Origin of the sequence: Polyangium sorediatum (genome assembly GCF_029946465.1) — a bacterium.
GTDB lineage: Bacteria > Myxococcota_A > Polyangia > Polyangiales > Polyangiaceae > Polyangium > Polyangium fumosum.
The window spans coordinates 359,992-385,276 of record NZ_JARZHI010000002.1 but is presented as its reverse complement, the minus strand read 5'-3'; the positions used below and the strand labels follow the sequence as shown (position 1 = coordinate 385,276).

General features: G+C 67.0%; 23 protein-coding genes. 10 read left to right on the top strand and 13 right to left on the bottom strand.

Annotated features, from left to right (window positions below; all coding sequences use genetic code 11):
- Window positions 1-62 precede the first annotated feature (62 nt).
- Both QHF89_RS03785 and QHF89_RS03780 read left to right on the top strand, forming a co-directional pair.
- Window positions 63-1,385, top strand: coding sequence for a glycoside hydrolase 5 family protein (locus QHF89_RS03785; RefSeq protein ID WP_136966016.1), 1,323 nt, complete (start codon window positions 63-65; stop codon window positions 1,383-1,385).
- Between the two features lie 118 nt (window positions 1,386-1,503).
- Window positions 1,504-2,760: a PAS domain S-box protein gene (locus QHF89_RS03780; protein ID WP_284720011.1), complete on the top strand. Its 1,257-nt coding sequence runs from the start codon at window positions 1,504-1,506 to the stop codon at window positions 2,758-2,760.
- Window positions 2,761-2,763: 3 nt separating this feature from the next.
- Here QHF89_RS03780 and QHF89_RS03775 read toward each other — a convergent pair whose 3' ends face one another.
- The 4 genes from QHF89_RS03775 to QHF89_RS03760 all read right to left on the bottom strand — a co-directional run bounded on the left by QHF89_RS03775 (window position 2,764) and on the right by QHF89_RS03760 (window position 6,211).
- On the bottom strand, window positions 2,764-3,987 hold the full coding sequence (locus QHF89_RS03775; RefSeq protein ID WP_284720010.1) for a cyclase family protein: 1,224 nt from the start codon (window positions 3,985-3,987) through the stop codon (window positions 2,764-2,766).
- Between the two features lie 185 nt (window positions 3,988-4,172).
- Window positions 4,173-4,679 carry a hypothetical protein gene (locus QHF89_RS03770; RefSeq protein ID WP_136966019.1) on the bottom strand — a complete coding sequence of 169 codons (507 nt, stop codon included), beginning with the start codon at window positions 4,677-4,679 and terminating at the stop codon, window positions 4,173-4,175.
- 79 nt (window positions 4,680-4,758) lie between these two features.
- Entirely contained in the window at window positions 4,759-5,730 is a 972-nt protein-coding gene (locus tag QHF89_RS03765) for a D-2-hydroxyacid dehydrogenase (RefSeq protein ID WP_136966020.1), read from the bottom strand.
- Between the two features lie 10 nt (window positions 5,731-5,740).
- Window positions 5,741-6,211 (bottom strand): M50 family metallopeptidase, encoded by a 471-nt coding sequence (locus QHF89_RS03760; RefSeq protein WP_136928105.1) that lies wholly within the window; start codon window positions 6,209-6,211, stop codon window positions 5,741-5,743.
- 110 nt (window positions 6,212-6,321) lie between these two features.
- Between QHF89_RS03760 and QHF89_RS03755 the strand changes: the two genes are divergently transcribed.
- The 3 genes from QHF89_RS03755 to QHF89_RS03745 all read left to right on the top strand — a co-directional run bounded on the left by QHF89_RS03755 (window position 6,322) and on the right by QHF89_RS03745 (window position 9,508).
- Window positions 6,322-6,765, top strand: coding sequence for a GFA family protein (locus QHF89_RS03755; protein WP_136966021.1), 444 nt, complete (start codon window positions 6,322-6,324; stop codon window positions 6,763-6,765).
- A gap of 93 nt (window positions 6,766-6,858) precedes the next feature.
- Entirely contained in the window at window positions 6,859-8,544 is a 1,686-nt protein-coding gene (locus QHF89_RS03750; RefSeq protein WP_136928107.1) for a MutS-related protein, read from the top strand.
- Window positions 8,545-8,572: 28 nt separating this feature from the next.
- Window positions 8,573-9,508 carry a hypothetical protein gene (locus QHF89_RS03745; RefSeq protein ID WP_284720009.1) on the top strand — a complete coding sequence of 312 codons (936 nt, stop codon included), beginning with the start codon at window positions 8,573-8,575 and terminating at the stop codon, window positions 9,506-9,508.
- A 21-nt stretch (window positions 9,509-9,529) separates the two neighbouring features.
- On the opposite strand, the gene QHF89_RS03740 is transcribed toward QHF89_RS03745, so the two are convergent.
- Window positions 9,530-10,363 carry an SDR family oxidoreductase gene (locus QHF89_RS03740; RefSeq protein ID WP_136966023.1) on the bottom strand — a complete coding sequence of 278 codons (834 nt, stop codon included), beginning with the start codon at window positions 10,361-10,363 and terminating at the stop codon, window positions 9,530-9,532.
- A 75-nt stretch (window positions 10,364-10,438) separates the two neighbouring features.
- Here QHF89_RS03740 and QHF89_RS03735 point away from each other — a divergent pair, with 75 nt between their 5' ends.
- Window positions 10,439-11,383: a LysR family transcriptional regulator gene (locus QHF89_RS03735; RefSeq protein ID WP_136966024.1), complete on the top strand. Its 945-nt coding sequence runs from the start codon at window positions 10,439-10,441 to the stop codon at window positions 11,381-11,383.
- Complete coding sequence (locus QHF89_RS03730; RefSeq protein ID WP_136966025.1) at window positions 11,380-12,126, top strand: hypothetical protein; 747 nt, start codon at window positions 11,380-11,382, stop codon at window positions 12,124-12,126. Before QHF89_RS03735 ends, QHF89_RS03730 begins: the two co-directional genes overlap by 4 nt.
- 37 nt (window positions 12,127-12,163) lie before the next feature.
- On the opposite strand, the gene QHF89_RS03725 is transcribed toward QHF89_RS03730, so the two are convergent.
- On the bottom strand, window positions 12,164-14,047 hold the full coding sequence (locus QHF89_RS03725; RefSeq protein ID WP_136966026.1) for a hypothetical protein: 1,884 nt from the start codon (window positions 14,045-14,047) through the stop codon (window positions 12,164-12,166).
- Window positions 14,048-14,124: 77 nt separating this feature from the next.
- On the opposite strand from QHF89_RS03725, the gene QHF89_RS03720 reads away from it, so the two are divergent.
- Window positions 14,125-16,137 (top strand): Hint domain-containing protein, encoded by a 2,013-nt coding sequence (locus QHF89_RS03720; RefSeq protein ID WP_136966027.1) that lies wholly within the window; start codon window positions 14,125-14,127, stop codon window positions 16,135-16,137.
- A gap of 59 nt (window positions 16,138-16,196) precedes the next feature.
- On the opposite strand, the gene QHF89_RS03715 is transcribed toward QHF89_RS03720, so the two are convergent.
- From QHF89_RS03715 to QHF89_RS03705, 3 genes are all read right to left on the bottom strand, one after another.
- Window positions 16,197-17,024, bottom strand: a complete 828-nt coding sequence (locus QHF89_RS03715; protein WP_284720008.1) for a phytochelatin synthase family protein — start codon at window positions 17,022-17,024, stop codon at window positions 16,197-16,199.
- Between the two features lie 77 nt (window positions 17,025-17,101).
- Window positions 17,102-17,863, bottom strand: coding sequence for an SDR family NAD(P)-dependent oxidoreductase (locus tag QHF89_RS03710; RefSeq protein ID WP_136966029.1), 762 nt, complete (start codon window positions 17,861-17,863; stop codon window positions 17,102-17,104).
- Entirely contained in the window at window positions 17,864-18,544 is a 681-nt protein-coding gene (locus QHF89_RS03705) for a TetR/AcrR family transcriptional regulator (RefSeq protein WP_136966030.1), read from the bottom strand.
- A gap of 253 nt (window positions 18,545-18,797) precedes the next feature.
- On the opposite strand from QHF89_RS03705, the gene lepB reads away from it, so the two are divergent.
- Entirely contained in the window at window positions 18,798-19,334 is a 537-nt protein-coding gene (lepB, locus tag QHF89_RS03700) for a signal peptidase I (protein ID WP_284720007.1), read from the top strand.
- On the opposite strand, the gene QHF89_RS03695 is transcribed toward lepB, so the two are convergent.
- The 3 genes from QHF89_RS03695 to QHF89_RS03685 all read right to left on the bottom strand — a co-directional run bounded on the left by QHF89_RS03695 (window position 19,331) and on the right by QHF89_RS03685 (window position 24,318).
- A complete protein-coding gene (locus QHF89_RS03695) occupies window positions 19,331-21,838 on the bottom strand; it encodes an ATP-binding protein (protein WP_136966032.1) in 2,508 nt (835 codons plus the stop codon). The genes lepB and QHF89_RS03695 overlap by 4 nt on opposite strands.
- 227 nt (window positions 21,839-22,065) lie before the next feature.
- Window positions 22,066-23,418, bottom strand: a complete 1,353-nt coding sequence (locus QHF89_RS03690; RefSeq protein WP_136966033.1) for a radical SAM protein — start codon at window positions 23,416-23,418, stop codon at window positions 22,066-22,068.
- A 75-nt stretch (window positions 23,419-23,493) separates the two neighbouring features.
- Window positions 23,494-24,318 (bottom strand): metallophosphoesterase, encoded by an 825-nt coding sequence (locus QHF89_RS03685; protein ID WP_136966034.1) that lies wholly within the window; start codon window positions 24,316-24,318, stop codon window positions 23,494-23,496.
- A 99-nt stretch (window positions 24,319-24,417) separates the two neighbouring features.
- Between QHF89_RS03685 and QHF89_RS03680 the strand changes: the two genes are divergently transcribed.
- Window positions 24,418-24,831, top strand: coding sequence for a DUF3224 domain-containing protein (locus tag QHF89_RS03680; protein WP_136966035.1), 414 nt, complete (start codon window positions 24,418-24,420; stop codon window positions 24,829-24,831).
- 74 nt (window positions 24,832-24,905) lie between these two features.
- Here the strand turns inward: QHF89_RS03680 and QHF89_RS03675 are convergent, their stop codons facing one another.
- The gene (locus QHF89_RS03675; protein ID WP_136966036.1) at window positions 24,906-25,283 is read right to left on the bottom strand and encodes a hypothetical protein; all 378 of its coding nucleotides are present in this window, start codon (window positions 25,281-25,283) and stop codon (window positions 24,906-24,908) included.
- Window positions 25,284-25,285: the final 2 nt, after the last annotated feature.

The following is a 25,285-nucleotide window of genomic DNA, read 5'->3' as shown; positions in this document are numbered from 1 at the left end:
TCGTTGCTGAGCACGCCTCGACGACGACCGCTTCCGTATCATCTTGAACGGGGAGCGGATTCATGAGGTACGTTTGGCCGATGCTCGCCTGCGCCATCACGCTGCACGCGGAGACCACGTCGGCCTCGGGCTTCGTGCGCGCGGCCGGAGGCCGCTTTCAGCGCGATGGGAAGCCCTACACCTTTCTCGGAGCGAATTTCTGGTATGGCATGAACCTCGGCGCCGAGGGACCTTCGGGAAATCGGGAAAGGCTCTCGCGGGAGCTCGATCGCCTCGCGGCCCTCGGGGTGACGAACCTGCGTATCCTCGCGGCCACCGAAGGCCCGGAGTCCGCGCCCTGGCGGATCCTCCCCGTGCTCCAGCCCTCCCCGCGTGAATACCGCGAAGAGCTCCTCCTCGGCCTGGATTTTCTGCTGAAAGAGATGAAAACGCGCGGCATGGTCGCCGTGGTTTGCCTGAACAATTTCTGGCCCTGGTCCGGCGGCATGGCGCAATACCTCCGCTGGAGCGGCGCGGGGCCGATTCCTTATCCCCCGCCCGAGCCCGGAGGGAGCTGGGGCGCCTATCAGGCCTATACCGAGGCGTTTTATTCGACCCCGGCCGCCGTCGAAGCATCTCACGATCTCGTGCGGATGCTGCTGAGCCGGACGAACCGATATACCGGCGTGCGATACGCGGACGACCCGACGATCATGGCCTGGGAGCTCGCGAACGAGCCTCGGGGCGGGACGAACGTCGAAGCGTTCCACCGATGGATCGAGCGCACGTCGGGCCTCATGAAATCGCTCGATGCCCAGCACCTCGTGACCACCGGCTCCGAGGGCGAGACGCCTTGGCCTCGCGCGAGTGGCCTCGACGTCGTCACGAACCACCGGTTCTCCTCGATCGATTACGTCACGGCGCACGTTTGGCCGCAAAACTGGGGCTGGTACGATCCAGCGAGGCCCCGGGAGACCTACGAGGTCGCTGTACGTGAAATGCGATCCTATCTCCAGCGGCATATCGAAAAGGCGCGTATCCTGGGAAAACCCATCGTGGTCGAGGAATTCGGGTTCCCGCGCGATGCCCGCAGCCACGATCCCGGCGCGACCACGACAGCGCGCGATCGATATTATCGTGCCGTCTTCGACGTGGTGCTCGACGCCGTGCGCGCGGGCGCGCCCGTGGGCGGGGTCAATGTTTGGGCCTGGGCCGGAGGAGGCCGTCCGCGCAGGGCCGGCGGCCTTTGGCAAAGGAACGACCCGTTCATCGGCGATCCACCACACGAAGCGCAAGGTTGGTACGGTATTTACGATACAGACCATTCGACCCTGCGTGTGATCGCGGACTATGCACGCCAAATCGCCCTGGACTCGAGGCGATTGCCCGACTCATCAACCCCATGACGAAAAACGACGAACCAACGTGAGCCGCCATGCGAAAACTCTTGATGTATGGCCTGCGCAGGCAGTACATTCGTAACAGCGGCCACCTGCCACACACGCCAACGAGCGAGGGTTGGACTTGAACGAGCATCCCACGGAGACGCACCGGGACCAGGACCGGGAGACGCTTCTTGCCCGCATCGACCTGCTGGAGCGCGAAAATGTGACACTCCGACGAACCGCCCAGGAAGCGCAGCGGATCTTCGACGGCTCGTGCGATTTCTTGCAACGCTTCGACCTCGCCGGCAACTTCCTCTACATCTCCGCCGCCTGCCGCGCCGTCCTCGGCTACGAGCCCGACGAGATGATCGGAAAAGCTTCGTTCGAGTTCCTCCACCCGGACGACGTCGAACCCACGAAGAAGGAGCAACAGATCTTGCTCGCGGGCGGCCCGCCATCCCGGATCGAGCTGCGACTCCGGCGCAAGGACGGCGTGTACGTATGGATGGAGTGCCGCCCCGTGCTCATCCGGGGCCCGCACGGCGAGCCCCTCGAGTTCGTGGTGACCGCGCGCGAGGTGACCGAGCGCAAGCGCATGGAGGACCGGCTCCGCGCGAGTGAGGAGCGGTTCCGCGCGCTGCTCGCGGGCCTGCACGTGGGCGTGGTCATGCAGGAGCCGAGCGGGAAAAACGTCCTCTTCAACCCGCATGCCCTCACGTTGCTCGGCGTGACCGAGGATCAACTCCTCGGCCGGACCTCGTTCGATCCTCGCTGGGGCGCGGTGTACGAAGATGGCTCGCCGTGCCCGGGCGAGGTGCATCCGATCTCCGTGGCGCTGCGGACGGGCAAACCCGTGCGCAATTTCGTGCATGGAGTCGACCGCCCTGCGCTGGGCGATCGCGTCTGGCTCCTGGTGAGCGCGGCGCCGCAGTTCGACGAGCATGGCGTGGTGACGGGTGCCATCGCGACTTTCACGGATATCACGGCGCGCAAGGAGGCCGAGGATCTGGTGCGGTCGCAGGCCCATATGCTCGAAGAAATGTCGACGCCGCTCGTGCCCATCCGCGACGATATCGTGACGATGCCGCTCATCGGCACCGTGGACGCGCGGCGCGCCGATCTGGTGCTCGACACGCTGCTCACGGGTATCGCGCAGCGGGGCGCGCGCGTGGCGATCCTGGACATCACGGGCGTGAGCGTGGTCGATTCGCACGTGGCGACCACGCTGGTCCGCGCTGCGCAGGCGGCACGTCTCCTGGGCGCGCAGGTGGTGCTGACGGGCATCCGCGGGAGCGTGGCGCAAACACTCGTGGAGCTCGGCGTGGACCTCTCGGGGCTGGTGACGCGCAGCACGCTACAAGGCGGAATCGCCTGGGCGTTCGCGCGCCGCTCGTAAGTATTACTTCTTTTTGCGCCCGCCGATCGCGGCCGGGGCATTTCCGGCGCAGGTCGCGCCGGCGAGGTTGTACGGCGTGTCGAAGAACATGAACTCGTAGACCTTGTCGGCGGCGAGCGCCGCGGAATTGAAGCCCTCGCCGATGCGAATGCCGTTCGCCACCATGAGCACCTGGTGCCCCTCGGCGAGGGCGGTGGCCCGCGGGCCGGGGAACACCTCCATGGCGTAGGTATCCGAGGCGACGATGGCCGGACGGAATTGCGCGAGCCAATGGCATTCGGCGATCCACGGGCCAGGCGCAGCGCCGAGGTACGTCGGCCAGAGCGCCTCGTTCGCCCAGTAATGGCTCCAGCCCGTGCGGATGACGACCACGTCACCGGGCTCGATGCAATCGAGGTCCTCCCAATCCATCGTCGCCTGGAGATCGGCGATGGTGATGCGATATCCGGGCGCGAGGGATTTTCCGTTTGGCGCGATCGCGCTCATATGCCCAACCGCGCGCTTGTAGCCGAGCACGTCGAGGAGCAGGCCCCGCGTGACGATCGGCCCGATGTTCTGGATCCCGAGCGATTTCGTGCCCCCGAGGATGCTGCCCGGCCCGTAGTTCGCGGCCTCGGAATCAGCGCGGGCGAGGGCCTGCCGATCGAGCGGGTCGAGGATCTCGGGGCGCGGCGTGATCTGCTCGAAGCGGTGGCCGCCGTAGAACCAGCCGCCGAAGCTCGGATGACCGAAATCGTCGACCTGGGTCGCCTGCTGGAACGTGAAGGCCTCGAACCGCTCGTCCTGGTAGAAGAACTCGTTCTCCCCGACCGGCCCGTACGCGGCGATCCAGTAATCGGCGCGGCGCGGCGGATCGTGCGGGAAGGCCGGGGTTCCCGCGCGCATGGGTTCGCCAAGCGAATATACCTTCGCGTCACCGCGCGCCCCGAGCTTCAGCGCGTCCTTGCGCTTTGCCTCGTTGATCTCGACCAGCGTGCCGACGGTGTCACCCCACACGTCGAGATCATCCCAGCGCGAGAAGATCCAATCGAGGGTGACAGGGTCGTCGGTGAAGGGCCCGGCGGCGTGCGGGGGCGCAGGGCAAGGCGGGCTCGCGAGGGCGCGCCCCGGAATCATCTGCGCGAGGACGGAGGCGCCCGCCGCGCCCGCCGCGCCGCCGAGGAAATCACGACGGCTCACGCGCGCCTTGTCACCCTGGGCCGCGAACACGTGCTTCAAGAAACGCATAAGCGTTCTCCTTTCGTGCAGCGCAGCCGCAGTCTCGTGGCTACGCCAATCGAGCGTCCAGCGGATCGAACGGCAATGACCGTTCATGATTCACCAAACACGACGCAGCCGGAATTTGCAAGAAATTTCGTGAGGCCCGCGACGTCGCGCAAAAAACGCCGACGACGACGCGCAGGCCTCGTAGATCAGACGGGCGGGAGCAATGCGAGCAGCGCTCGCGCGCCGACCTTCTTGTCGACGACCAGCACGCTCCGAACCATTTTTGCGCTCCCGAACAGCGCCGTCCCCAGCGCTTCGCCTGAAATTTCGAGCCGGCACGCGAGGAGGCGCTGCGGGTAGCGGGAAAGGAGGGCGTCGCAGTCTCGATAAAATCGCTCGCTGCCGTCGTTCGCGAGAAACAGGATCCGCGACACACGGGCGTTCTGAGGGCTGTCAGGGGTTTTCTGATTCAGCGCGTCGAGGCCCTTCTGTTCACTGGCCAGCTTCTCGCTGATCAGCTCGAGGCCCTGGCAGGCGTGCCCGACGGCGAGCGCGCCTCGAAGCTCTGCGGCAAGCGCGTCGGTCATCGGGAGCGTCGCGACCTGACTCCGACCGCGCTCCCAAAGCAAACCCGCGTGCGCGGAGAGGAGGCGCACGAGCGCATCGTGGCGTGGATCGGCGACGACATCCTTCGGCAGCTTGAGGGCAGACATGGTTCGGCCAGGTCTAGCAGAACCTCGGCCCCCTGGCGAAGCGCAACGGTTTTGAAGGACGACGCGGAGAGGATCCGACTCACAACACGCGATCGAGGAGCGCCTCTCCCCGCTCGAACCGCCGCAGGTTGTCCAGGAAATGCCGCACGAGCGCGAGGTGCTCCCCGCGCCGCCCGCCCGCCGCATGCGGCGTGAGGAAGCAATTCGGCGCTGACCACAGGGGATGATCCGCCGGCAACGGCTCGACCTCGGTCACGTCGAGATAGGCGCCCCCGAGCCGCCCGCTCTGCAGCGCCTCCAGCAATGCGCTTTGATCCACCGTCGTTCCTCGCCCCACGTTGTACACGAATGCCCCTTCGCGCATCCGCGCGAGCCGCGCACGATCGAGAAAGCCGCGCGTCCTCTCGTTTTCCGGCAACACGTTCACCACGTGGTCCGCCTCGCCCAGCGCACGATCGATGTCCCCTTCGTGCACCACCGTCACGTGAGGGTCTCCCTCTGCGCGTCGACGAACCACCAGAAGCCGCATTTCGAAGGGCGCGAGCAGCTCCGCGAGCCGTCGTCCAATGGCACCGTATCCGAGGAGCAGCACGGTTTGTCCGCGCAGCAGAATCGACCGCTCGCGCCGCAACACGCTCTCCCAGGCGCGCGTCGTTCGTTGCGCGTCGAGCGACTCGGGCAGCCGCCGCGCCATGGACAACATCATGGCCAGCACGTGCTCGGCGCACGGATCGGCATACACCGTCGAGCTCGTCGTGAGCGCGACGCGTTTGGAGGTGAGCGCTACGCGAATCGCGTCGACGTCGTAACGGGTATACCCCGCGCTCGTCAGGTGCGCCCAGCGAAGGCGTGACGAACCGAGGAGCCCGTCCACGGCCGGCTGACCGAACGCGACGTCGGCCGTGAGCAGCGCGGGGTCGGGCGCTCCGCTCGCCAGATTGGAGGACGTCTTCGCGGAGCCGAACACGAGAGAATGACCGGCCGCCCCCTCCGAGAGCGCGCTGAGCGCCTCTTCCGGAAAGGTCGTGTCGCAAAAGATGGTCAGCTTCATCCGGGGTAACCTATCGCCGAAACAGCCGCCAAGCCTCGGCTCCGTCGAACGGTGGGGTGGGAATCAGGTTCAGCGCGATCAACGCAAGGTTCGTCCTCGTGAGCGTCGACGCGAGATCCCCGCCGAAGCCCCCCGAGGGCAGGAGGCTCGACCAGAGAGGCGCCGTGAGCAGCACCGCGAGCTGCGCGAGGACGCCGCCCCACGCGACGATCGCGCGCTGCTTCATGGTGACGTCTCCCGTCCAATCGCAAGACCCGCCGGCCGCGTGAACGTCGATCGAGAAGACGTGGCCCCCGACCGCACCGGCGAGCAACGCGTGACCGAGCTCGTGCACGAGGACGAGGATCAAAAACCCGAGCCATGCACCCGGCGCAAAGCTGAACCCACAGAGTACGAACGCGCCGAGCGGCATGCTCCAGTGGATGCGAATCGGTGCCCGCCGGAAGTGGCCGATCACGAGGTAGCCGTCACGAACGCGCATTGCCCTCTCCGCCGAGGAGTGTCCCTCGGGCGGCGAGATACGTCAACCTGCACGCGTCACGACGAGCGCTCGACTTCGCCGCCGAACGTTGCTATGAGCTCAGGACCTCGATGCAGATCCACGGCCAATGCCACTGTGCGAACATCTCGTTCACGCTCGTCTGGACACCGGAGCCCTCCGAGATTCCCGCGCGCGCCTGCACATGCTCGTTCTGCACCAAGCATGGCGGCGTGTGGACCTCCTGCCCGACCGGATCGCTCCGCGTGCGCGTGAACGAGCCCTCCCATGTGTCAAAATATGCATTTGGCACAAAAACCGCCGATTTCCACGTCTGCGCGAAGTGCGGCATCACGCCGGTGGTCACCTGCCGCATCGACGGTCGCCTCTACGCCGTCGTCAATGTCAACACGTTCGAAGACGTCGACCCGACGCTCCTCCGGCGCGGCGCTGCGAAGTTGGACCAGGAAAACGAAGAAGCCCGGCTCGCGCGTCGCAAACGGAACTGGATCGCCGAGGTGGAGTACGAGGATGCCACCCCGCGCGACGCCCCCTGATACGTTCGAGGTGCGCTCGGCGGGCTTGTCGCCGCGGGAACTTTCGGCGACCATGCGGTCTCTCTCGCGGAACGACCTCGTCCCCACGCGCCCATGAAGCCCTCTCCACCTGCCCCCAACTCCGCGCCGGCTCACGAGATTCTGAGCCTGCTCCACCCCGATCCGATCGCGCGGCCCGATCTCGAAGAGATGCGCCAGGCCCTCTCGTTCGCATTCGCGAGCGGCGTCTCCGGCGGGCTCTTCAGCCAGGCGCTCGATCGGGCGCCGCTCGCGCCGTCCACATGGGATCCGAAGAGCTTTGCGCAGGACCTGTTCCTGGAGGAGTTCGTCGCCCGTGGATTCCGCGTGCGCGCGGGCGGCGAGCGCGACACGGTCGTGAACCGAGCATTCATCCTCCGCGTCCTCGCGCATCCGCCGACCGACCCTCGCGTGGCGGATTTCCGGCGCGAAATTTTGCGCGAGCTCTCCAGCTCGACCGTCTTTCGCCGCCAGTTCGAGGAGCTTTACGTGCTCGCTTGCCGGCTGCGCGCGGCGCTCGAAGGCGCGACGGCGGGAAAGAAGTTCGACACGACGCGACGGCAGCTCGACGTGCTCGTGCTCGTCAAGGAGGCGTTCGATCGGATGAGCGAATCCTTCGACGGCGCGAAATCCGGCCTCTCGGGCCTGCGCGAATTCGGCGCGTCGGTCCGCGAGACCGAGGGCTATCGATCGATGGTCGATCTGCTCGACTACGACGAGCACCTCGCCACGCTCGGCGTGACCATCCGCGTCGGCGCCGACGGGCGCGTGCGCGGGTTCGAGGTCCGAAACCTCCGCGAGCGTCAGGACAACCCCTTCGTCCTGTCGCCGGCACGAAGGTGGCTCGCCAAGATCGAGATGTTCTTCCGCGGTTATCGCTTCAGCGACGGCGAGGTCATGGCGCGGCTGCTCGACGCGGTCTTCGAGGGCATCGAGGCGCACGTCCTACGGTTCATTCCGCTCCTCGGCGAGATGGAAGTGTACCTCGGTGCGCTCGGCTTTCGGGAGCTCGCGGAGGCCGCGGGCCTCGAGGTTTGCCTACCCGAGATTCGCCCGGCCGTGGAAGGCACGGAGGAACAGCCGCGCAAGCTAATCGGGCTCTTCAATCCGCTCCTCGTCGCGAGCGGCGTCCGCGCCGTGCCGTGTGATCTCGTGACGGATCGGACGAGCGCGACGGTGCTCATCACCGGGCCGAACTCCGGCGGCAAAACGCGGCTCTTGCAATCGGTCGCGCTGGCGCAACTCCTCGCGCAAGGGGGGATGTTCGTGCCCGCGCGCGAGGCGAGCCTCGTGCGGGTCCCCGGGCTCGTCGTATCGCTGATCCAGGAGACGCGGGTGGATCAGAGCGAGGGTCGGCTCGGAATGGAACTCGTGCGCATCCGGGCCCTCTTCGAAATGCTCGGCCCCGGCGCGATGGTCATGCTCGACGAGTTGTGTTCCGGGACGAACCCTTCCGAGGGCGAGGAGATTTTCGAGCTGGTGATCACGCTGCTCACAAAGCTGCGGCCGCAGGCGTTCATCACCACCCATTTCTTGACGTTTGCTGCGCGGCTCGCACGGGAAAATGCGATCGCGGGCCTCCGATTCATCCAGGTGGGGCTCGACGCGGCGCACCGGCCGACGTATCAGTTCGTCGCTGGTGTGGCCACGACATCGCTCGCATCGCATGCGGCGGCGCGACTCGGCGTGAGCCGCGACGAGCTGGAAGGACTCATCGATCGCAACATGCGCGCACCGGCCGCGCGGGCGCGGGAGAGCTGACGTGGCGACGTTTCTAGTGACGCCACGCATGAATCCGGCGCTCCGCGCGCGCGTGGAGCGGGCCGTCAGCCCCAAAGCAAGGGCGCGCCATCACGCGGCGGGCCTCAGCATGGCCTCGCCCTTCGCGAGCCGCGAGGGGTTCCGGCCGGCCAAACTCCTGCCGCTGCTCGCGATCGTGCTCATCGGAGGGCTTTTTGCGGCCATGACGATCCACGAGCGGCGGGAGCTGGAAGCAGATCGAGCCGCGCTCCTCGGCGAAATCGACGGGCTTCGGCCGGGTCTGCCGCCGGGGCACGAGGTGCTCGTCGCGGACACGGAGCGTCTCCTCGTGGAGGCTGCGGCGGACGGGGAACCGCCGGAGATCATCGATCCAGCGCTGCGCGCAGCGGGCGCGCTCGACGCGACCTTGCGCCGGCCTGCGCTTTATGTGCGCGCGCCGGCAGCCGAACTCCGCGAGGTGCGCGGCATCGACGATGCGGCGCGCGGCTCGGACAAAGACGCATTCCTCGTTTGCTTGATGTACCCGCCTACAGCGACATCGGAGCGTGATCTGCTCGCGAAGGTGCGGGGCGTGTACTTCGCCGGGGCGAAGGTCGACAACGAGACGGCGAACGTGCGACGGCTCGCGGAGCTGCGCGTGGGCCTCGCGGTGCTCGCGCCGGCATTCGAGAGCTCGGTGCGGACCGCGCAGGATCGCAATGTGCTGAAGAGAATGCGGAAAGACCTTCAGAAAGCTCCGGTGGATCTCGCCAAGAAGGCAGCCGCCGCGGAGCTGATGCTGGTCGTCGCGGACACCCCGGCCGGGGCACGCGTGACACTTTTTGATATGGCCGCGAAAAAGCCACTCCTGCGGGTGCTCCGGCGACACGAGGAGCTCACTTTGACTTCGCTGGGAGCGACCCACCGCGAAGAACTCGAAGCGTGCAGCTTGGCAGTCGCGGTGCGGCGCGCCGTGACGGAGTAAAGCTCGCGCAGGACGATCGCTTCACATCTTGGGCGAGAACCTCGACCGCATCATCTCGATGTAAGCCTCCTCCGAGGTTTGTCGCCGCGCCTCGACGAGCGGCGCAATGTCCTTCGTGGCGAGATACCGCAGCCGGTCGGTGCCGTCGGTCGCGGCTTCGAACACGACACGCGCGACTTCTTCCGACGTGGCGAGGCCGCGCGCCGCTCGAAGGTCCGCGAATACCTGGGCCGCGCCCTCGACGAACGGCGCGTAATCGGCGATTGGCTCCCTGTGACTCGCCTCCTTGCCGCTGCGCTCGCCGAAGCGCGTGCTCGTCACGCCGCCCGGCTCCACGATCTTCACCCGGATTCCGAGCGGCAAAAGCTCGTACGAGAGCGCCTCCGAGAACCCTTCCAGCGCGAACTTGCTCGCGCAATACGCGGACAGCATCGGGAGCGTGAACACCCCTGCGCCCGAGCTCACGTTCAGCACAACGCCGTATCGCTGCTTTCGCAGGGCCGGAAGGACGGCCCGCGTCACGTCCATCATCCCGAACACGTTTACCTCGAACTGCTCGTGGATCTTTTCGCGTGTCGTCTCCTCGAACACCCCGAAGAGACCAAAACCCGCGTTGTTGATAAGGACATCGATCGAGCCAAACCGGGCGAGCGTTGAGGCCACGGCGACATCGATGCTCACGCGATCCTGCACGTCGAGCCGCGTCACGCTCATTCGATCCGACGCATGAAGCTCCGTCTCCTGCTCCGGCGTGCGCATCGTCGCCGCGACGTTCCAGCCCTCCGCAGCGAACACCTTCGCGATGTCACGACCAAACCCCGACGAACAACCCGTCACGAGAACCGTCTTGCTCATGCCCTCGATCTAAAGTGCACCGACCGATGAAACAATCCGTGCAATCCGGCATGGTCTGATGCAAATTTTGGAACAATGATCCGCGCCAGCTTGATCGAGCTCGAAGCCGTGGTCGCCATCGCGAGCCAGAAGAGCTTCCGCGCCGCGGCCAGGCAACTCGAAATGTCGCCTTCTGCGTTGAGCCATGCGATCTCCGCGCTCGAACAGAGGCTCGGCGTCCGGCTGTTCCATCGCACGACGCGGAGCGTGTCGCTCTCGGCAGCCGGCGAGCATTTCGTCAGGCGCCTGCAGCCGGCGCTCCGGGAGGTCTCGTCCACGCTCGACGAGGTGCACGAGCTGCGTGACACGCCGAGCGGCACGCTGCGCATCAACACCTCGAAAGGCGCCGCGCAGATCGAGGTGCTTCCCATGATCCTCGAAATGCGACGTCGCCATCCCGACGTCCGCGTCGAGCTCGTCACGGAAGACCGCCTCGTCGACATCGTCGCCGAGGGCTTCGATGCAGGCGTGCGGCTCGCCGAGGCCGTGCCGCAGGACATGGTCGCGATCCCCTGCGGCGCGCACCTGAGCATGGCCGTGGTCGGCGCGCCGTCGTATTTCGCGGCCCGCCCGAAACCAACGAGGCCCAAGGACCTTCTCGACCACGAGTGCATCCGCCGCCGCATGGCGAGCGGCCAGGTCTACCGCTGGGAGCTCGAAAAACGCGGTCGCGAAGTGACCGTCGACATCCGCGGCGCGCTGACGCTCGACAACGACGACCTCATTCTGCAAGCGGCCCTCGAAGGCGCGGGCCTCGCGTTCGTGAGCGATCGCGCGGCCGCCGCTGACGTCGCAGCGGGACGCCTCGTTCGCGTACTCGCCGACTGGACGCCGCCGTTCCCCGGCCTTCGCTTGTTTCACCCGAGCCACCGGCTCGTCCGCGCGGCGCTGCGCGCGTTCATCGCGATCGTGCGAGAATCGACGCCCCGCGGGCGCGGTCATGGTAAAGCAGGGAATCCCAAGGAGCGGAACGCATCATGATGACAAACTTCGTCCGGCCCCACCTCGCGCTCCTCGTCGCCTCTGCCATTACGCTCGCCGCATCCTCCACGCGGGCCGAGGCCCCGCTGGGCGCCGCGTCTCCCTCGGACGCAGAGGTCACGCGGCGCATCGCCTTCCTCCAGGCGCGCCTCGACTCTGGCACCGCCGCGGCGAATCGATGGTGGTATGGCTGGTACACGGGGTGGAGCGTGCTGACCGTCGGACAGGGCGTCCTTGCCCTCGCCGTCACCGATCCCGGCCTCCGCGCCGACGCCGCCGTGGGCGCGGTCGGTTCGTCCCTCGGCCTGATTCCTCTCGGGCTCGCGCCGTTTCCCGCGCGTCATGCCGCCGCGGATCTACGAGCGATGCCGGGGTCTACGCCGGAGGAACGAAAGCTCAAGCTCGCGCGCGGCGAGCGGCTGCTCCGGGAAAGCGCCGCGTCAGAGGTGCTCCGCCGCAAATGGTTCAATCACGTGCTCTGCGGCACGGTATCGACGAGCGTCGGCCTGGTGCTGGCGTTGGGGTATGGCCGGCCGGTGACGGGCGCGTTGAGCGCGACGATCGGTATCGCACTCAGCGAGGCACAGATCTTCACGATGCCGACCGCGGCGATTGACGATTGGAACGAATACAGCAAGGAAGGCGGCGAGCGTGTCGGACGCGCGCGGCGGCCTGCGCCGAGTTTTTCGTGGTACGTCGCGCCGCTCGCGGGGGGCGGCGCGGTGGTGGGCGGAGCCTTTTGATGCATGATCCCGCGATGACGACGGTCCGGACGATTCACTATTGGGAAATGGTGAACGACATCAGCAGCGATGCGACCGTCGCGTCGTGCGCAAGAGACAAATGGAGCCCCGGGCTGTCCTCTGCCGGGGGTGGAACGACACGTTTCGCCATGTCGTCGAAGAGCGCCTGTGCTTCGCCACGCAAGCCGAAGCGTACGGCGAAATCGCCCAGGGCAAAGAGCCTCAAGGCAAGCGCAGAACTGTAGGAGGCGGCGTCGCTCTCGGTCGCGAGCCTGGCCCGCGCGCTCTCGATCCACGTGCGCACAATGGCTCGACCAACCTCGACGCTCGCACCGGGGTGCCCCGATGCATGAAACGCGAGCAGCCTCTCGTAGGCCGGCTGGAGCTCTTCCCACACGTAGCCGTGCTCCGCGTGCCCCGTGGAAGGGTTCCGCCTCTGCGCTTGCTCCGAGAGCCACGCACGCAGCTCGGCGTGATGTTCGACCCATTCGAGGTTTTCGGACAACACCGACGCGGCGCGCGTCTGGACCTGCCTCTTGTCGGTGTCGGGCCCGATCATGCTGTGCGTGTTGTCGCCGGTCGGATCCCATTCGGCGATGTCGGCTGGCCCCGCGCGCAACCACCGGAGCACGAGGCCCACGCGTTTGCTCTCCGGCGCGGCGCGGAGCCCGGTCGCGGCGCGCAAGCGACAGAATGCTTCGGAGCTGAACGCTACCTTGCTGCCTTGCGAAAGCGGCGCGACCATCCTGTCGAAGAGGCGGTCCGCGTCGCCGGGGAGCACCCATATCGCCTGCTCCCGCAGCACGTGGCAACGACCATACGAGAATTTCAGCTCCAGAAGCTCCCCGTCGAGGTCGCGCGTCCGCGCGGCAACGGCCTCGGCGGCGGGACGCGCCGGCGCAGGATCTCGGAGCCATTCCTCGTCTGGTCGGAAGACCTTGCGCGCAGGCGAAGGCAGCAGCGTCCTTACGCTGGTGCTGGTGTGCGGTGTCTCGAGGTCGAAAAGCGCGAGCCGCGCGGTGACCGCCAGATCACGCGCGGCTCCGGAAATGCCCCGCGTGAGCGGAAATTCTCCCCGCGCCGCGATCACGCTTTCGAGGAGCTTGCGCGCCTCGTCGGTCAGGCCGAGCTTGGTGCTGAAGACTCCCAGCGGCAACATGCGCTGGAGCACGATTTCGAGCGAGAGGGGGTCGGGCGGGCCCTGGAGCCGCCGCTGCATATCGGGAAGCCATGAGCGAAATAGGCCCTTGACCTGGTCGTCGATGGCGTGCCATGGGGTCCGGTAGATGGCCGTGTCGAGATAGCTCATCACCTTGTCGTGCAGGATCCACGCCGTGCGATCGTCCGTGGACGTCTGAAGCCGCCGGAAAAGCGCTTCCGCTTCGTGTAGGGGAATGCCGTCGCTCACGAGCATCGAGAGCGCCGCATATCGCACATACGATTTCGGCGGCGCTGGGCCGGACTCGCCGGGGGAAAACTGGTACGCGGACAGGCGCGCCTCGTCGAGCTCGGCGAGCCTTCGCAGATAGACGGTTTTTGCGTCCATCACGTCCCGCGTGCTCTGCAGGTCCCCCACGGCGCGGAGGCGCCCTATGAGCCAACGCGAAAACACGACCGGCGTCTCGTCGAACGTCGCCGCGGAAGCCGCGTCGACGAGATCCAAGCGGCATCGAGGTTCGTCGTGCAGGTTGCTGACATCGGGAAACAGCGAGGGGAGTTTTTCGAGGATGTGCGCGCCGACGAGCGGCGTCGCGGCCTCGGATCGTTCGAGCTCCCGGCGCACGAGGCGGAACATCTCGTCGGGCGTGGCGAGACCGACCTGGGGACAGGCGCCCGAGAGGCAAGGAGGAGGACGGCAGCACCCGAGCAGCGCCGTGCACGTCGCGAGGACAGCGAGGATCGAGGGGAACGCTTGCGCCACGCGCAATCCTAGCATCCTGATGCGTGGCGGAATACTTGCCCATCGAGGGAGAACCGTGCTCGGGTCGCGACGACCCCATGGCCACGCTCCATCCACAACGCCGACGCGCTTGGCGCACGCTCCTCGTCCTCGGCGCGGGCCTGCGCGCAAGCTGCGGCGCCGCGGACACGGGCCTCGGCGTAGCCGACGCGGCGCCGAAGCTCCCCGAAGCGCAGGCCGTCGCGTCGATCACCGAATTCAACGACGACCGTGGTTTGCCGGCGCTGCGCTTCCGCCTGCTCAAGCCCTCGGCGCCGTTTGATCGTCTCACGGTGCGCAGGAGCCGCGGCCCCATCGTTCCGAGCTCATGTGACGCGGGCGAACTCTTTGCCACGTTCCCGCAGGCGAAGCTCCGCGGCTCCCGCCTCACGCTGCCCACGACCGCGGAAAAACCGCTGTCGGACGGCGATTCGTACCGCGTTTGTGCTTATCGGAAGGAACGCCTGGTCGCGACCAGTACGCTCGCCGGTGAGCGCCACGTGCCTTGGCTCTCTGCGCACGCCTTGCCAGGGACCATCGAGGTCGGCGTGCGGGTCACGCCGCTCGACGACGACGCCGTCTCGTTTGCGCTCGTGCTCGCCGAAAAAGGAGAGCCGCTCGGCGGACTCGTGCGCATGAATTGCCGCGACGGACGGGTCGTACGCGAGGTCGGACGCGCCGTATTTGCAGCCGCGGGCGGCGACGATTTGACCCTCCCCATCCGGCTTGCTCTGCCGGAAATCCGCCGTGACCGGCGTTATGCGGTGCTCGGCTGCGTGCGCGACCGTGAAGGACGCCTGCACGCCGTGGACGACGCCTGGGGCTCGTCCGTCTCGCTCCTCGACGGCTCCGAGGAGCGCAATATCGTGGCGACGCCGTCCGGCGGCGTTCAGGCCGATCGGCTCGTCGTGGGGCATCACGTGCTTGCGTATGACGTCGCCAAGAAGAAACAGGTCACGACACGCGTACGCGCCGTACGTGAGAAGTCGTTCCCTTCGGTGTGGTTGCGCCTCGACGACGGACGGCGTATCCAGGTCCCTCAGGCGCGCGGGTTTTTCTTGCCAGACGCCGGGACGTTCCGAGCCGCGTCGAAGTTGCAAAAGGGTGACGTGCTCCTCACCTCGTCCGGGGCCCGCCCTCGCCTCGCCGCCGCCCCCAGCGACGCGGGACGGTTTCATGCGGCATGGCTCGACGTCGGCGCGCCGGACGATTGTTTCATCGACGATCTCCTCGTACGCGACGAACGGCCGAGCCAAGCGCGACCCGGTGAACCCGACAAACTCTCCCCTCCGCCGGCTGGCCCCATCGAGCTCGTGCCGGCGCCCTCCAGCTACGATTGCAGCCTCGATGTGACGCTCCGCGTCCGCGAGCTCCCACCGGAGGCCCGCGCCGTCGCCATCGTGGCCGCCCCGCAGGAAAAAGCGCCGGGCGCGCGCACCGCGCTCGCCTGCGACGCGGGCACCGTGGTTCGTACGCTCGATCGGCGGCTGCTCGACGCGCTCCTCGGCGAGCGCGCGCTCCGAACGGCGGACGGCGCGGAGCTCGATGTGCAGCTCTCCGGGGATCCCATCGATTGTGATGGCGGGTATCTGCTCATGCCCTGCTTGCGTGATGCCAAGGGCACGATGCGTCCGTCGACCCATGCCGTGCACGGGATCGCCGGCGCGTCCTGCTTCGCCGCGGGCACGCCCGTCACGACGCCGCGGGGCGAGGTGCCCATCGAGCGCCTGCGGCCCGGCGACGCCGTGATCGGTTATGATGTCGAAAGCTCCGCACGCCGCGTTTTGCAGGTGCGCCGCCTCGCCGAGCGCGAGGAGCGGCCGGTGGCGACGTTCCGGCTCTCGAATGGGGAGGAGTTACGCGTGACGGCCGAGCATCCCATCTTCGTGGTGGGTCGCGGATACCTTCGTGCGCGGGCCCTCGCAATCGGCGATGTTTTGCTCGGTGTGGATAGCGCGCCGGTGACGCTCGACGCGCGTACCGATTTCGACCATCGCACGACGGTGTACGACCTCTCCGTCGATGGCCTCCACAATTACTTCGCCGGCGGCGTCTTGGTGCACAACTACTGATCGGGGCCAAGGAAAACGGCACAGCGGACGAACCCCTCCAGCGGCTTGCCATCACGCGCCTATGCCTTCCTCGCGAGCTTGCGCCGCGTGCGCCATGCTCCCACGATGACACCCAGCCCGAAGCCCGCGACGAACACGACCGCTGCGATGCCGCCGAGGATACGAAGCGGGCTGCGCGCAGAGCGCTCGCCCGACGGCCCCGGTGGCTTTTCCGCGGCGGCCACGACCAGGTATCCGCGAGAACGGCCCGACACGAGGTCCGTCGTACGAATCGCCTTGTAAAGCGACTCGGTCGGCACCCAGGTGGGCGGATACTTGTATCGCGCGACGTCCATCACGAGCACGCGGTCCTTCGCGGAGTTGTAGGCGCCGAGCGGAGAATGGTGGCCCGTGTACTCCTGACCGACCTCCGACCGTAGATAATTCACGACGATGAAATTCGTCGGATCGGCGAGGTTCTCGGCGAGGCGCTTGCGAAAATCCTCCAGCGTCGTGTCCTCGCCGTGAACGACGTCGACGCGTACAGGATGGCAGCGGAGCAGATCCGCGAGCTGCGCCAGCGTGGTCCCGCCTCGCGCGACGGACTCGGGCGTGTAGACGGTGCGCGTGCACGAGTTGAAGAAATCGCCGTGCGTGAAGGTCTGGATGCCCAGTTTGTCGTCCAGCGGCGCGGGCACCTGAAGGGCGTTGAGAATCGTGACGGCGCTCGCAATGCCACACGCAGCAGGTGTCTCCTGCGTCGTGTGGTGTCCGGCAATGTGAAAGTAATCGGCGCGCGCGGCCGATTCGACGAGGAGCGCCTCGCCCTCGCGCGTGTCGAGCGCGACGAGGTCGGCCGGGAGCGCGCTTTGCTGCGCGCGTGCAGGCGCCGCGAGGAGCCAGGTCATCGTGGCAAGCGCCACCGCGGTTCGTCGAAGAACTCTCATTCGTCCCGTGTCGACCATCGGAGAACCTCCGCTCTTCATCACGCGGCGAGAAAGCCGCCGTCGACCGGCAGAGGCGCGCCGGTCACGTACCCCGCGCTGTCGGAGCACAACCAGAGCACGGCGCCAGCAATCTCCTCCTCGGTGGCCATCCGCGACATCGGATGCTGCGCGACGAGGTTTTGGACGATCTCGGGGGCAAACGTCTCGAACTGGCGCATGCTGGGCGTCGCGGTGACGCCCGCACAAATCGCATTGACACGGATTCCCCGGGTCGCATACTCCAGCGCCACCGACCGCGTCATTCCGATGACCGCGTGCTTGGAGGCGACGTACGCGTGCTGCGCAGGCCTCCCGGCCATCCCGAAAATCGAGCTGATGTTGACGATGGAACCTCCTCCCGACGCGATCATCGCCGGGATCTCATGGCGCATGGCGAGCCATACCCCCCGGGCATTGACGGCCATGACGTCGTCCCACACGCCCTGATCGGTGGCGTCGAGCGGAGCCATGTCCCCGCCGCCGGCGCAGTTCACCGCAAAATCGAGTCGGCCAAAATGCTTCACGGTCTCTTCCACGGCACGCGACACCGCGGCCTCCTCCCGCACGTCGGTCGGGACGAAAAGAACGCGCGCTCCCTCTGCTAGCAGCGCCGCGCAGGCCTCACGTCCCGCGTTTTCCCCGCGGGCGGCGATGGCGACACACGCGCCCGCCCGCGTGAATCCGCGCGCCGAAGCGAGCCCGATGCCCGAGCTGCCGCCGATGACGAGCGCGACGCGCCCCGAGAAATCGAATCGGATCATTCACAATTCCTTTCGGCGCTCGGGCTTCCCCGAGCCCAAGCCTTTTCGAATAAAATCGACGGCCTGATGGGCCAGCGCTCGACGGCGCTTGGGCCCGAGCCGCTTGCGGAGGGAATCCGATGCCAGCACTTCGTGGAGCTCGGCCCCGAGCTCCTGGAGCACCACGTCGGTCAATCCAGGGCCGATGATCGTGGCCACGAGGCGCGTCGCCACATCCAAATCGGGCGCATGGAGCGCGCCGCGCTCGGCGCCGACTTCGAGCACGGCCCGGAGTTCCTGAAGGCCTGCTTCGCAGATGGCCTTGTGCAGGCCGCGGACCTCCGGATTCGCCGTCGGATCGGCCGCAGCCGCAGAGAGCCGGGCGAGGCGCGGGTGCTCGACGAGGAACGCCATACCACGCTCGACGAAGTCCTCGAGACGCGTCCAGAAATCGCCTTCCGGGCTCGGCATTCCGACGAACGCGCGCTTCAGGCGCGGCGCCTCCTCGGTAAGGAGCCATCGGTAAAGGTCGAGTTTGTCCTCGAAGTATTGATAGACGCTGCCTTTGGGGATGTTCGCGCGGCGCACGATCTGCGATAGCGATGCCTCGGCGTACGTCCGATCGGCGAACTCGGCGATGGCCTCGTGCACGAGACGCGCGCGCCTCTCGTCGGGGAGCCGGAAAAATGTGCTCTTCGGCATGCGACCGATCAGTCATATGACCGATCGGTCGTACTGTCAAGGATGCCGTGGACGCCCGGCCGGCACGCGTCCGAGGCGCTCGCAACGTCGTGGGGCAACTTCGCGGGAATAGACGCAGGCGCGACCGGTTTCTGGCGTGATGGCCGAACCTCTTTCTGCTCACCCTTCCACCCCTCCCCCTGCGCCTTCGTCCTCGCCGTCGCCACTGTCGCGCCCGCGTCGCCGCCGTCACGTCCTCAAAGAGTTTCTGCCGATGGGCGTCGCCGCTGCCGTCATGCTCATGGCGCGGACCTCGCTCGCCGACCATTACATCGTGCCGAGCGGCTCGATGGAGCCGACGGTCCAGATCGGCGACCGTATCCTCGTCGACAAACGCGCGTTCGGAATTCGTTTGCCCGTGATCGACACGTATATCCTGCCGCTCGCTGAGCCGAAGCCGGGGGACGTGGTCGTCCTGGCGTCGCCCGAAAATGACAGCACGTTGTTGAAGCGGGTCGTTGCGGGGCCTGGAGACATGATCGCCGTGAAGGGCGGCCGCGTCACGCTCAATGGGCTGGAAGCACCCGTCACGCACGAGCGCGGCGGCGCCTGGGAGGCGCTCGGCGAGACGCGCCACCCCCTGCGCCTCGGCGGTCCGGATTTCGGCCCCGTGCGCGTCCCCGACGGCCATTACCTCGTGATGGGTGACAATCGCGGAAACAGCCACGACGGCCGGCTCTTCGGCTTCGTCGCGCGCGACGCGATCCGCGTGTTCCTCCGCAGCGGCGATTTCACCTGGAAAACGCTCTAGCCCGTCCGTCGCCTCGAATCATCCACGGGGCATACCGCAATCCCACCTAGATCCTGCACGTCGCATACCTCCTCGGCCCCGGACGTCCGAGCGTCGGAAATGGGGAGCCGGACGGCGAACGTCGCGCCCATTCCTTCACCGGCGCTCGTTACGCCCACGGTGCCGCCGTGGAGCTCGACCAGGTTCTTCACGATGGCGAGGCCGAGGCCAAGGCCGCCGTGCTCGCGCGTCGTCGAGCTGTCGGCCTGGCGAAACCGCTCGAAGACGTACGGCATGAACTCGGGTTTTATGCCTTGCCCCGTATCGGTGACGGTGATTTCGGCATGACCATCCACGCGGTCGAGCGTGACCTGCACCTTCCCGCCGCTTGGGGTGAATTTGACGGCATTGGTCACGAGGTTCGAGACGACCTGTTGCAGCCGGTTCGGATCCCCGCGCACCCTCCCCGAAAAAGGTCTCGACTGGGATTCGAGCTGGATCTGCTTTGCCGCAGCCGAAGGAGCGACAGACGAGAGGACGAGCGCGACCACATCGTGCAGGTCCACCGCTCGCATGTCCAGGTGCGCCTTCCCGGAGTTGATCCGGCCCATGTCGAGCAGGTCCTCGATGAGCTGTGTCAGGGCGCGGGCATTGCGATCGATGGCCATGAGCCCCCTGTGGAGGTCCTGGTCCTTGCCGTTTGCCCAGCGGCGTAACACCTGCGACCAACCGAGAATGGCAGTGAGCGGGGTGCGGAGTTCGTGACTCACCGTCGAAAGGAATTCATCTTTGAGGCGGCTCGCGCGCTCGGCGTCCGCGCGGGCGACCCGCTCGCTCTTCAGCAATCTCTCGCGCTCGTTCTCGGCTCGCTTGCGTGCCGTGATATCCATTCCGGAAGGGATCAGATGGGTGACGTGCCCCTCATCGTCGCGCAGCGGCGCGAGCTGAAAGTCGACGCAGATGAGTGAATCACCAGCCATACGCGCCGTCACGTCGAACCGAACGACCTCGCCGCGCCTGGCGCGGGCCATGGCATCGTGGAGCCGCGCCTGCGCTTCGGGCAAACCGCTCCACCAATAACAATCCCAAAATTTCTTTCCGAGGACATCGGCGGCAGAGATGTTCGCCGCTTCGAGCGGCGCGCGATTGCACTGGAGAAGCGTTCCGTCGAGGGCCATCACGCCCACGAATGCGAACAGGTTATCGAGGACACGGCGGACGTGCGCTTCGCTCTCGTGCAATGCCGCCTCGGCAAGCTTCCGCTCCGTGATGTCCCGGACGACCCCGAGCATCACGAGCTCGTCCCCCTTGTATTCGATGGCCCCGCTCGATTCCAGCCACACGACGGTACCGTCGGCGTGGATGACGCGATATTCATCCTTGTAGGAATGGGGACCACTCCCTCCGGACCGAGCCTGCTCGATGGCCTCGTTGACCGTCTTTCGGGCCAGCTCGCGGTCGTCTGGATGGACGCTCTCGATCCACCGCTCGTAATCGACCATGCAGCCCCCTCGATGGCCATAAAGCTCGCAGGCCTCCGTGGTCCAAAATGTCCTCCTCGTCGTGAGGTTCCACGTCCAGACGCCGGTCCGCCCCGCTCGGCTGGCGAGGCGCAGCCGTTCCTCGTTCTCGCGGAGCACCTCGCCCCTTCGCCATTCGTCCACGACGGCGGCCAGGACGAGCGTGGTCATTGCGGCCACGGCGACGAATTGCTGGAGAAGCACGAGCTGGAAATGATCTGCGAGGGTGGCAAATGCCCCATACCCTGCCGTCGTGCCCCAGACGGCGGCTGCTGCCACCGGGAGCATGGCCGTCGTCGCGCCCCGCACGCCCCCCGCCAACGCCCCCCACATGAGCGCCGGGAAAATCGCCCATGCGAGGGGGAGGCGGGGCACGTGAGGCCCGAAGATCAACCATGCAACGCTCCCGGCCGTCACCGTGCTCAACAAGAGTTGTAGCCACCACCGAAGGCTCCGGCCAATCGGCTCGCTGCGCGTCCAGCTCAGCACGAGGGGCGCGACGACCAGTACGCCCGCCACATTGCCCGCCCACCAGTTGAGCCACAACACGGGCGCCCACGCGAATGCATGCGCAACCACGCTGGCGAGCGCGACACTCCCGATGGTGGCGCCGACGGCCGAGCTGACGAGGCCGGCGCCGATCAAGGCCAGCACGTCGCGCAGGCGCGTCAGCGCGAGCCGGATACGAACGCGCTCCAGGATCCAGGCTCCGCCCACGGCAGCGAGCGCGTTTCCCATCGCAATGGTGGCCTGGGCCCAGAACGGAAGGGCACGCCCGTCCACGAGAAACGCCACCAGCCTGCCGGCGAACACGGCCGGCCATAAGCGCCGACCGCCGAGCAAAAGGCCGGCGAGGGCGACCCCCGCAGCGGGAAACACCGGCGAGCCCGCGCCGCGAACCGTCGCCCACCGCAGCCCCCAGTCCGCGAGGAGGAAGTAACTCGTGAACAACGCGGCGGCAGAACCAAGGGTGCGGGACCAGTCCGCCTTACCGCTTTTTCCCATGCGCCTACCCCACCGCTTCGTAATGCGCAGCGCCTGGAGTTGCCTCTGCCGTTCGTGGTGGTGTGGGAAGAATTTCGCCGGTCGAGCCGTGCAGCCCGTTCGTTTCGCGGGAAACCGAGCGACGTCAGCGCTCGAGGAGCCACGCCATGGCTTTGGCTATGATCTCGTCGATGTTGTCCGAATCGTGATGCCCCGCGCCGGGTACCCCACGGCCAAGGTCCGACCGATCACCGTGCGCGGACGTGACCATTGGCGCGGTGGATGCCGGTCCGTGGCAGTACGCCCATTTTCTCGGCGACTTCCACGTTGATTGCGTGAATCGCCGCCTGATCGTCTGCGGCCACGCCACGCTCGTGCATGGTCCGGGCGATCATGTTGATCGCCACGCGCACGCTGCAGGCGTGCCCGATGCTCCCGCCAAAGACCTCGGGCTTCACGAAACGAAGGTGTGCGCCGACACGCCGCTCGGCGTGCAGCTTGTAAACGAACGCGTCCTGCATGTGATTGAGCAGCTCGATGATGTCCCGCTCATGCACGTTGCCGTACCCGTCGCCGCCCTCGATCAGAGGGCAGAGCGCGATCTCGCCCGTCGCCTTGATACGCAACGTGGGGGCGGGGCGGAAAAAGTTCTTGCAGCGGAGCTCATCATTGGTGAACGCCGCGAGATCGCCGCGTGAGCGCCGGAGCTTCACGCCCCCGCCGACGTCGATGAAATTGCTCACGTAATTGGAGTCGTCCAGCACGAGCCGCTGCGCAGCCGTGAGATCGTCCGGCTCGGGACCATAGATGCGCCGCGAGAGGCCGGCCATCCACGGTCGCGTCTCCGCGCGGGAGGTGCCCATGCCGACCACGAGAGACACGCGTGGTTCGAGGCCGGCGTCGCGCACCTTGTCGAGCCCTTCGATCACGCGATCGTAGAGGCCCGGCACCCCGCGGCAAGCGTCGTGCACCGCGGCAGGGCCGTCGAGGCTGACAATGACGTGGGTGAGGCCGCGCGCCCGGAGATCACCCAGGTATTCGCGATCGTCGGCATAACGTTTTCCCGCCGCGCGAAAGTTCGTTTCGCCGAAGAACCACCCGCTCGTGATGACGGACGCGTGCGTGCCACCCTGCGCACGGATGTACGCGACGAGATCCAGCCATCCCTTACCGTACAGCGTGACCTCGCCGCCGATGAAATCGAAGCGGCCCAGGCCGAGCGGCACGACGGCGTCGACGACCCGCCGGAGCCGCGTCGGATCGGCCTCGGCGTGCGCTTCCAGGTTCGAATTGCGGCAATGATTGCAATCGAGGTTGCAGACCGTCGTGTACTCGAAGACCACGCGCCGGAGGTGCTCCAGCGGGTTGCGATCGTAACGCAGGCGAGCGGCGTCACGATCCATGCCTTCGGGGGCCGGCTCGATCATCCCGCGCGCGACGAGCGCCGAGAGCTCGGGGCTTTCGTCCTCGTCGAGGACGCCGCGAGAGAAGATCCGACCGAGCCGCCCCACGTCGTCCGCTTCGAGGGCCTGGTCGAGCGCGCCCGAGCGCGCGAGGTGCACGAGGTAGCGGTGCCCGTAGTTGCTGAGAATGAAGCGCATCGACGCCTCCCGCGCGGAGCATCGGAGTCTACTCGATTTCAGCCTCGGGCGCGACGAGATCCAGCGAGTTCCCGCTCATCCAGCCACGAGCGCCAAGAGGGGCAACTCCGGCCTGCAGGTGAACCGCACGGGCAGAACGCTCGTGCCGATGCCGCGGCTCACGTAAATGGGCCCCTTGGCCGTCGTATACATCCCCGATCGAAAGCGCCCCGATCCGGGCGGGAGCCATAGCGGCGCGCCGAAGGCCCGCACCTGTCCGCCATGCGTGTGTCCCGAGAGGCCGAGGTCGAAGCGCGGCGCGTCGCTGGGCAGCTCATCGAAAATGCCAGGCGCGTGCGTGAGAAACAGCCGCGCGGGTCCGGGGGGCGGGGCGCGCAACGCGGCGGAGAGATCGTCGTGCCCGCTGCAAAAATCGTCCGTGGCCACGACGGCAATGCCGCTCGTGAGCCGCGCTGATTCATTCCCGAGGAGCCTCGCGCCGACACGCACGAATGCCCGACGGAGGTCGTCCATCGGGACCTCGCCCCAGTGCTCCCAGTTCCCGACCGTCGCGACCACCTCGCGCCCCGTCGCGGCGAGCGCGCGGCAGAACTCCGAGAGCACGGCGAGCGCATTCGGATCCTCGACCGAGTCGCCGGTCAAGACGACGAGGTTTGGCTGGAACGACTTCATGGCCGCCAAAACGGCGTCGTGCACATGTCCGAGCGAACGCAGATGCAAATCTGAGAGGTGGGCGATGCGGAAGCCCTCGAGGCCCCGCGGGAGGCCTGGGACGGGGATGTCGTGCTCGACGATCTCCACCCAGGCAGGCTCGATCACGAGGGCATCGAGCGCGGCGATCCCGACCGCACAACAACCCGCGACGCGCAGGAGGTCTCGTCGCGTCAGGCGCTTCTGCATCCGAGATCCTAGCAGTCTCAACGGCCCCGCGCCCGTACCGCAGGAAAACGCCGCCGACGGGGTTGCGCGCCGGGGTCTGTCCCGGTACCGTTCGCTGCCATGAACCACAAGGCCCAAGGACGCTTCGATATCACCCGCACCGCCGAACCGCCCTACGATACCCGCGAAGGCGCCACGCTCGGGCGCAGCCGCTTCGAGAAACGATTCGAGGGCGGGCTCGTGGCCACGAGCATCGTGGAGATGATCAGCGCGGTGTCCGGCGTGAAGGGCTCGGCCGGATACGTGGCGATCGAGCGCGTGGAAGGCGCCCTCGACAGGCGCGCTGGGAGCTTCGTGCTGCAACACAGCGGCACGATGGACCGCGGGGCCGCCTCGCTTTCGGTGACCGTGGTGCCCGATACCGCCACGGGCGCCCTCACGGGGCTGCGCGGCCGAATGCAAATCGACATTGTGGGCGGCGAACACCGATACACGTTCGATTACGATCTGCCTGCCGAGCCCACGGCTCCGTGACGCGTAGACGAGCCGTTTGAGTTCGTGGGCTCCGTCGAATGCCGACCGTAGGCCGAGCTGAATGCTGGACCTATCTAGCAATGGGTCTTGGCGCAGGCGCGATCGCTGCACACATAACACCTCGCGCCCCCGTCGAGCCAAGTGACCTTGCAGTGGCCCGTGGTCCCGAAGGGTACGTGGCACTGGATCGACATCTCGCTCGGGCCGGGCGCGGAGCTCTGCAGGTCCTCCAGCGCGTAAAGCATGGTCGCGCCATACGCAGGATCGCAACCGACGAGCCCCCCGGCCGCGTGGATGCCGCAAGCCGCCAGCGTCGCGTCGTCCGTGATCTTGTCGCCCAGTTTGTACGCGACGAACGGTTTCGGTCCGTCGGCGGTGGCGACGTACTTGATGCCGTCGCTGGTCGTTGCGATGCGGATGTAACCCGCTGCATCGCCATAATGACGTCCCACGG

Excerpts from the sequence above, each read along its gene's own strand:
- QHF89_RS03685 (WP_136966034.1), bottom strand. The coding sequence starts at position 24,318 with ATGCAGAAGCGCCTGACGCGACGAGACCTCCTGCGCGTCGCGGGTTGT.
- QHF89_RS03785 (WP_136966016.1), top strand. The coding sequence starts at position 63 with ATGAGGTACGTTTGGCCGATGCTCGCCTGCGCCATCACGCTGCACGCG.
- lepB (WP_284720007.1), top strand. The coding sequence starts at position 18,798 with ATGGGCGTCGCCGCTGCCGTCATGCTCATGGCGCGGACCTCGCTCGCC.
- QHF89_RS03695 (WP_136966032.1), bottom strand. The coding sequence starts at position 21,838 with ATGGGAAAAAGCGGTAAGGCGGACTGGTCCCGCACCCTTGGTTCTGCC.
- QHF89_RS03765 (WP_136966020.1), bottom strand. The coding sequence starts at position 5,730 with ATGAAGCTGACCATCTTTTGCGACACGACCTTTCCGGAAGAGGCGCTC.
- QHF89_RS03735 (WP_136966024.1), top strand. The coding sequence starts at position 10,439 with ATGATCCGCGCCAGCTTGATCGAGCTCGAAGCCGTGGTCGCCATCGCG.
- QHF89_RS03680 (WP_136966035.1), top strand. The coding sequence starts at position 24,418 with ATGAACCACAAGGCCCAAGGACGCTTCGATATCACCCGCACCGCCGAA.
- QHF89_RS03740 (WP_136966023.1), bottom strand. The coding sequence starts at position 10,363 with ATGAGCAAGACGGTTCTCGTGACGGGTTGTTCGTCGGGGTTTGGTCGT.
- QHF89_RS03715 (WP_284720008.1), bottom strand. The coding sequence starts at position 17,024 with ATGACCTGGCTCCTCGCGGCGCCTGCACGCGCGCAGCAAAGCGCGCTC.
- QHF89_RS03710 (WP_136966029.1), bottom strand. The coding sequence starts at position 17,863 with ATGATCCGATTCGATTTCTCGGGGCGCGTCGCGCTCGTCATCGGCGGC.
- QHF89_RS03720 (WP_136966027.1), top strand. The coding sequence starts at position 14,125 with ATGGCCACGCTCCATCCACAACGCCGACGCGCTTGGCGCACGCTCCTC.
- QHF89_RS03730 (WP_136966025.1), top strand. The coding sequence starts at position 11,380 with ATGATGACAAACTTCGTCCGGCCCCACCTCGCGCTCCTCGTCGCCTCT.
- QHF89_RS03690 (WP_136966033.1), bottom strand. The coding sequence starts at position 23,418 with ATGCGCTTCATTCTCAGCAACTACGGGCACCGCTACCTCGTGCACCTC.
- QHF89_RS03745 (WP_284720009.1), top strand. The coding sequence starts at position 8,573 with ATGAATCCGGCGCTCCGCGCGCGCGTGGAGCGGGCCGTCAGCCCCAAA.
- QHF89_RS03750 (WP_136928107.1), top strand. The coding sequence starts at position 6,859 with ATGAAGCCCTCTCCACCTGCCCCCAACTCCGCGCCGGCTCACGAGATT.
- QHF89_RS03770 (WP_136966019.1), bottom strand. The coding sequence starts at position 4,679 with ATGTCTGCCCTCAAGCTGCCGAAGGATGTCGTCGCCGATCCACGCCAC.
- QHF89_RS03760 (WP_136928105.1), bottom strand. The coding sequence starts at position 6,211 with ATGCGCGTTCGTGACGGCTACCTCGTGATCGGCCACTTCCGGCGGGCA.
- QHF89_RS03705 (WP_136966030.1), bottom strand. The coding sequence starts at position 18,544 with ATGCCGAAGAGCACATTTTTCCGGCTCCCCGACGAGAGGCGCGCGCGT.
- QHF89_RS03755 (WP_136966021.1), top strand. The coding sequence starts at position 6,322 with ATGCAGATCCACGGCCAATGCCACTGTGCGAACATCTCGTTCACGCTC.
- QHF89_RS03775 (WP_284720010.1), bottom strand. The coding sequence starts at position 3,987 with ATGCGTTTCTTGAAGCACGTGTTCGCGGCCCAGGGTGACAAGGCGCGC.